The 6213-nt window shown below is 43.5% G+C and carries 9 protein-coding genes; all 9 read left to right on the top strand.

The features are described from left to right. Positions 1–57: 57 nt before the first annotated feature. Positions 58–852, top strand: a complete 795-nt coding sequence (locus BG32_RS10175) for a type I phosphomannose isomerase catalytic subunit (RefSeq protein ID WP_006492150.1) — start codon at positions 58–60, stop codon at positions 850–852. Then, on the top strand, positions 849–2021 hold the full coding sequence (locus tag BG32_RS10180) for a tetratricopeptide repeat protein (protein WP_121526788.1): 1173 nt from the start codon (positions 849–851) through the stop codon (positions 2019–2021). Before BG32_RS10175 ends, BG32_RS10180 begins: the two co-directional genes overlap by 4 nt. After that, entirely contained in the window at positions 2011–2700 is a 690-nt protein-coding gene (gene thyX / locus BG32_RS10185) for an FAD-dependent thymidylate synthase (protein WP_121526789.1), read from the top strand. Before BG32_RS10180 ends, thyX begins: the two co-directional genes overlap by 11 nt. 2 nt (positions 2701–2702) lie before the next feature. Continuing rightward, positions 2703–3065, top strand: coding sequence for a hypothetical protein (locus BG32_RS10190; RefSeq protein WP_006492154.1), 363 nt, complete (start codon positions 2703–2705; stop codon positions 3063–3065). Beyond that, complete coding sequence (locus BG32_RS10195) at positions 3040–4017, top strand: CBS domain-containing protein (RefSeq protein WP_006492155.1); 978 nt, start codon at positions 3040–3042, stop codon at positions 4015–4017. The genes BG32_RS10190 and BG32_RS10195 overlap by 26 nt, the downstream gene beginning before the upstream one ends. A 1-nt stretch (position 4018) precedes the next feature. Then, entirely contained in the window at positions 4019–4354 is a 336-nt protein-coding gene (locus tag BG32_RS10200) for an iron-sulfur-binding hydrogenase (protein ID WP_039882828.1), read from the top strand. Positions 4355–4360: 6 nt separating this feature from the next. Beyond that, positions 4361–5080: a PHP domain-containing protein gene (locus BG32_RS10205; RefSeq protein WP_006492157.1), complete on the top strand. Its 720-nt coding sequence runs from the start codon at positions 4361–4363 to the stop codon at positions 5078–5080. Beyond that, positions 5071–5634, top strand: coding sequence for an ATP-binding protein (locus BG32_RS10210; RefSeq protein ID WP_006492158.1), 564 nt, complete (start codon positions 5071–5073; stop codon positions 5632–5634). Before BG32_RS10205 ends, BG32_RS10210 begins: the two co-directional genes overlap by 10 nt. Beyond that, a partial coding sequence (locus BG32_RS10215; protein WP_310793888.1) for a POTRA domain-containing protein occupies positions 5624–6213 on the top strand: 590 nt, incomplete at its 3' end. The genes BG32_RS10210 and BG32_RS10215, both read left to right, overlap by 11 nt.

Here is a 6213-nt window from a genome sequence, read left to right on the forward strand (position 1 = left end):
AAAAAAAGTGGTTGTTGCTCAGGAAAGAATTCAACGTTTCCTGGAGGTGATCATCTGATGATACTTAGAAGTTGCCCTGTCTTTTCACCGAGGCCCTGGGGTGACCGGAAGCTAAATAGAATATACGGAGTTGATTCGGAGGAGCCAATTGGAGAAGTATGGCTTCTTTCAGATATTGAAGGAATGAGAACATGGCTTGAATCGGGATCAACAAGACTATCACCAAACGAAGTTATAGACAAGTTATCGGGAAGATCTTTGCCTAGATTCCCAATCATGGTGAAACACATCTGCGCCAGCGAATGGCTCTCAGTTCAAGTTCATCCTGATGACAAGTTTGCCCGTCTCTATGAAGGAGAGCCCTGGGGAAAGAGTGAATGCTGGTATTTCTTAAACGAAGGGCAGGTTCTTGCTGGAATGAAGAATAAAACCAAACCCGTTGACAGCGTAAGGGAAGACGATCTTAATCACATCCTTCTGAAGCGTGGAGATCTTCTTGCATTGCCTGCAGGAATTGTTCATGCGATAGGTCCGGGTTCGGAGTTAATAGAGATCCAGCAGAACAGCGATGTTACTTACAGACTTTACGATTGGGACAGAGGGAGGGAGCTCCATATAGAAAAGGCTTCGAAGGCTGTGAACCCCTCACTGATGCCTGGTCACTACGAGAGTGTCAAGAGATTTGACTGGGAGTATTTCTCGGTCAGGGAGACCAGTCGTTTTTCTGGTACTGGGGTTTGCGTAACGATTGAAGAGAAACCAAGTCTTTATCTAGTAATTGACGACGTTATGGAATCAGCTAAACCATTTCTCGCAATCACTCTTGGCGAATTTTGGAGTGAGATTCCATGAAGTCAGCATTTGCCGTCGCGATCTTTCTAGTGTCTGTATCTTTGATTTTTGCGCTTGACAATGCCGAGCTCCTTCTGTCCAAAGAGTATCTGATTGAACTACAGTCGCTGGAGACTCAAAGTGTCGAAACGAAAGCCATTCTAGCAATCGCGGTTGGTCTGAAATACAGGGAGACAATTCAGCCCAACTACAAGGTCTGGTTCTCAAACCTCTACGAGGAACTGAAGGATAAAGCCCTTCCATCTGAGATTGAGGAAGGGATTAAGATTGTCAATGAACTGGTTTCCGTATCTACAGTGTCGGCTTTGAATATGCTCTATTCTACTCAAAACAGCGATAATCTGATAAAGGCGATTTCTTTGAGGGCTTTCTTCTATGACTGGGTGGATACGAGAGATCCAAGATCATCAGAAGAGATTGTAAAAACTGCGTATGAGTTGATTGAGTTATTACCTAATCAGTATTTCCCCTATAAAGCTCTTCTGGAAGTATACTCAAGTGGCAGTTCGATTGATAAAGATAGGCTTATGGAGATAAGAGAAAGAATATTCTCCGAAGGTCTTCAAGACTTGCTCGGAGATGATCTAATTGAAAGTGAGTTCGTTTCGGGGCTCGAAGAGCTTGTGCTAGAAGATTATTCTCGATTGGGTACAGATGAACCTGTTTCGATGTATTATGCGGCTATGGCTTACATGAAAATGGGTGAATCCTCTGAAGCTCTGGAAATCCTAAATTCCATAGACTTGCACCGAATCCCACCCAGGTTCGCCTCAAATGCCTCAATGGTCGTTGGAAATTATTACCTTGGAAACGGTGATTTTGAAGAGGCGGTAAAGAACTATCAAGATTCTTTGAGATTTTGGCCGGAGAACTCAATGGCAGTCAGGAATCTTGGAATGGCATACTATCTGATGAAAGATCGAGACTACTATGATCTCGCTAGGTTCTATCTGCAGCTGAGCGGATACGAGAGTTTTGACGATGAAGTGAGTTCGGCATTGAAGGAGCTAAGAAGAAGAGCGATTTTCGAGCTTGCGCTTGTTACAATAGTTCCGCTTGCCGCGATAGTTGTTGTTGGGCTCTTTCTGTTAGAATACTTTAGTAAAAAGAGAAGGACTTCACAAGAAAGGAAGGCAATGAAAGAAGACGGAGGAAACAATGAAGATTGATGTTCTGGATAGAGGATTTGTAGAGCTGGTAGATAAGATGGGTGATGACTATTCTGCAGTTCAAGCTGCAAGGACAAGCTATGGCAAGGGTCTGACAAATAAGGAGAGAGATGATCGGCTTATAGATTATCTGATGAAAAACGGTCACCAATCTCCCTTTGAACACATCATTTTCAAGTTTCACTTGAAGCTTCCCATATTTGTAATGAGGCAACTGGTAAGACACAGAATTGCGTCTATTAATGAACGCAGTGGAAGATATACTGAGTTTTCCGAAGAGTGGTATATACCGGGCGTCATCAGAATACCTGACAAAGACAACAGACAAGGGTCGATTGTCTGCAAAGACAAGGAACTGAACGAAAGAGCAACATCGATTATCAGTGAAGCCTATGAAAACGCATTTGCAGCATATAAAAGGCTAATTGAAATGGGAGTAGCCAAAGAGATGGCAAGAATAGTTCTGCCGACCTCAATGTACACTGAGGCTTACTGGACAGTAAACGCCAGATCAATTATGAATTTTCTTAATCAAAGGGCCGATTCACATGCTCAAGCAGAAATTCAGGAGTATGCCATCGCCATAGCCGAAATCTTTAAAACTGGCTGTCCAGTAACTTTTGATGCTTTCATTCGGCATAGTTACACAGGAGATCTTCTCAACAGGGAGGCTCAGTGATAATGACTCTATCACGAATCATCGAGATTCTCGGATGTGAAATACTGTACTGCGGTGATGGAGACCCAGAAGTGGAGTCGGTAGGTGCTGCCGATTTGATGAGCGACGTGCTGGCTTTCGGAGGTCCCGGAATGATTTTGGTAACTGGACTCAACTCTCCACAGTGTGTCAGGACAGCTTCCGTAGTCGGTGCAACAGCCGTTGTCATAATTAGAAAGAGAAATGTGCCGGAGACAACTATAGAGTTGGCAAAAGAGCTGGATATGCCGCTAGTTCACGCGAGAATGTCAATGTATAGAGCCTGCGGAATTCTCTTCAATGAGAACTTGGGAGATTCTCTTGAGGAAGGGAAACACTTTGACTGAAAGAAATGTCGACGACCTTCTAGATAAACTAAGGGGGTTATTCGCAGATATCACGGCTAAGGACATAATGATAAAGAGTGTTGTAACACTGACCAAGGATAGAACAATGTGGCAGGCGAAAGAGCTGATGAGGATTTGCAAGATCTCCGGTATTCCCGTTACCGACGGTAACAATCAACTCGAAGGGATAGTAAGTATAGAAGACATTATTGTTGCTCTGGAGGGTAACTACATCACTGATCCGATCGAAAAACACATGACACGGAATATAGTCACTTTCTCTCCGGAGATGAAACTTGAGTCGGTAATAGAAATGTTCAACAGATATCGGTATGGCAGATTCCCGGTTGTTGATTCCGACGGAAGACTTGTAGGGATTATCTCCAAGAAGGATATAATTGGTGCTATTCTTGACAAATTTAGATTGATTTATGTTCATGACAAACGACGGAGAGAGGTCTTGGAACAGAGCGTTGACTGGTTTGACAAGTCCCTAATCACGGGAGATTATGTTGAGAAGACCAGTGCCGATTTTGTTTACCATATTGATTACACAGATATCGATACTGCGGGAGTTGGATCTGCAAAACTCAAGAGTTTTCTTAAAACTCTGACGGATGATGACACGCTAATAAGAAGAGTTTCTATTGCCTGTTACGAAGCTGAAGTCAACGTAGTTATTCACAGTGGGAGTGAAGGTTACATTTTTGCCTGGTACGATGAAAACGTAACCAAAGTGAGAGTGGAGGATTATGGAAGAGGCATAGAGAACGTGGAACAAGCAATGAAGGAAGGGTTTTCCACCGCTTCAGACCATGTCAGGGAACTGGGATTTGGGGCGGGAATGGGTCTTTCAAACATGAGAAGGTATTCCGACAAAATGGTTGTTGTATCCGAAGCCGGAAAGGGAGTCGTCTTGGAAATGCATTTCTATCGGAATGGGAGGAAATAAAATGAAACTGAACGATCTGATTGAGAAATGTGGAATGAGAGTAATTACTAGCCTGCCTCTAGACATTGAAATTTCCGATGCATATATTGGTGATTTACTTAGCGATGTGATGGGCAATGCCCCCTCAAATTCAATCTGGTTGACCGTTCAGTCTCATGTAAATATACTTGCAGTGGCCTCCATAGTTGGAGTGCGAGCGATCGTGTTGTGCAACGGTCTTCACTTCGAGGAATCAACTGTAAGAAAGGCAGAAGAAACTGGTATTGTCCTTCTTGAAAGCGATTATACTACCTTCGATACTGCGCTCAAGCTTATCAAGAGTGGGCTGAGAGGCTAGCGGGCTTTGTCGTTTCTTTGTGACTTCCATATTCACAGTTGTCTTTCCCCCTGCGCAGATATCACAATGACTCCCAATGCAATAGCTTTAACATGCGTTTCAAAGGGAATAGATTGGGTTGCAATAACCGATCACAACAGTGCGAGGAATGTCAGGGTTTTCAGTAAAGTACTAAACAGGTTTGGTGTAGTTGTCATACCTGGCATAGAAGTACACACTTTGGAAGATGTTCATATACTCGCTTATTTTCCCGAGGTTGAGATAGCTGAGGATTACTCTGAGTGGCTGAAAGAGGAAAAGTTTTCGCGATTATCGGTCGATCCAGAGATCTCAGGCTATCAGTTAATCGTTGATGAAGATGATACCTTCACTGGATTCGAAGAGATCTGGCTAGGTCAACCAGCTCTCTTGAGCATTTCGCAAACTCTGTCAACCGTAGAGGAGTATGGCGGAATCTCTGTAATGGCTCACGTTGAAAGAAAGATGGGACTTTTGACTCAGCTAGGTTTCATACCTGAGACCTGCAGGGAAGTACCGATGGAGATTTCGTTCAAGAGAACCCTTGAAAAGAAACTTCCTGTGGAGAACATCATTCATTCAAGTGATGCACACAGTTTAAGTATGATCACCCCCACCGTTTCGATTGAGTCAAAGGCAAGAAGCTTCGAGGAGTTTAGAAGCGCTCTCTATTCAAATGGAAGGTCGCTGAGAATAATATGGGATTGAGAACCATATGTGACCACATTATTGATATCGCTCAGAACGCAGTCGACTCTGGAACGGAGGAAGCTACATTGAGAATCGTCGAGAAGAGAGAAGAGAGTTTTTACTTTTCGGTTGTTGACAGGGGAAAAGGAATTTCGAGTGAATCACTTGAATCCGTTTTAGATCCCTTCTATACTGAAAAGAGAAAGAAAGTGAAATTCGGATTGGGGCTTCCTATGCTTAAGTTTGCTGCGGAGTCCACCGGAGGGGAATTTAGGATTCGTTCGGTCGAAGGATCTGGAACTGAAGTGAGTGCGAAGTTCTTGCTCTCGAGTATAGATTGTCAGCCTGTAGGAGATGTCCCTTTGACTCTATTTGCTGTTATTACATTGAGCGACCGTGTAGACTGGTCTATAGAGAGATTACTGGATGACGAGGGGTATGCATTTTCGTCGTCGCAGTTTCGAGAAGCTTTCGGGAACGACTGCTTCACTTCACCAGTCAAAATGAAGATGGTCTTGACCATTCTTCAAGAGGCAGAAATATCCCTGGGAGGTTTGTCAGATGTCCGTTAGACGATTGTTCTTGATTCTTGTGTTGGTCCTGGTCTCAGGATCTGTTTTTGCAGTTATTGTTCCTTCGAGAATTACCGTTCTTGACAACAGAGTGATCTCGGATGGAGAGGTGCTTGAGATACTTGATATTCAGCGGGGAAAAGAGATTAGCGATTCAGAACTCAGTGAGGCACTGGAAAGAGTTAGAAAGAGCGGTTACTTTTCAGATGTTTACTATAGTTTCGATGAATCTTCCGGTCTTTTGAAGATTCAGGTTGTGGAATACCCTGTTGTCGATGTTGAAGTTGTTTTTGACGGTCCAAAAATCGTTGAACCTGACGCTCTTGAATCGGTTTCAGTTATAGAGAGCGGTAAACCGGCGGATCCCTCGAAACTGATCTATGATATTCCCCTCACTCAGGAAGCTATGATGAGCAAACTCGAAGAAAACGGCTACATTGAACCTTTTGTTGAGGTAGAGTGGGAAACCGATAAAAGCAGAAAAGACGTGTTTTCTGGCAACATAAAAGATAGAGTAAAAGTCACATTTACAGTCAAAGTATCCTTTCTGTGGGAAGTATCGATTGAAGCACCCCTATC

Source organism: Mesotoga sp. HF07.pep.5.2.highcov, from assembly GCF_003666285.1.
Lineage (GTDB): Bacteria > Thermotogota > Thermotogae > Petrotogales > Kosmotogaceae > Mesotoga > Mesotoga prima.

Excerpts from the sequence above, each read along its gene's own strand:
- BG32_RS10175 (WP_006492150.1), top strand. The coding sequence starts at position 58 with ATGATACTTAGAAGTTGCCCTGTCTTTTCACCGAGGCCCTGGGGTGAC.
- BG32_RS10180 (WP_121526788.1), top strand. The coding sequence starts at position 849 with ATGAAGTCAGCATTTGCCGTCGCGATCTTTCTAGTGTCTGTATCTTTG.
- thyX (WP_121526789.1), top strand. The coding sequence starts at position 2,011 with ATGAAGATTGATGTTCTGGATAGAGGATTTGTAGAGCTGGTAGATAAG.
- BG32_RS10190 (WP_006492154.1), top strand. The coding sequence starts at position 2,703 with ATGACTCTATCACGAATCATCGAGATTCTCGGATGTGAAATACTGTAC.
- BG32_RS10200 (WP_039882828.1), top strand. The coding sequence starts at position 4,019 with ATGAAACTGAACGATCTGATTGAGAAATGTGGAATGAGAGTAATTACT.
- BG32_RS10210 (WP_006492158.1), top strand. The coding sequence starts at position 5,071 with ATGGGATTGAGAACCATATGTGACCACATTATTGATATCGCTCAGAAC.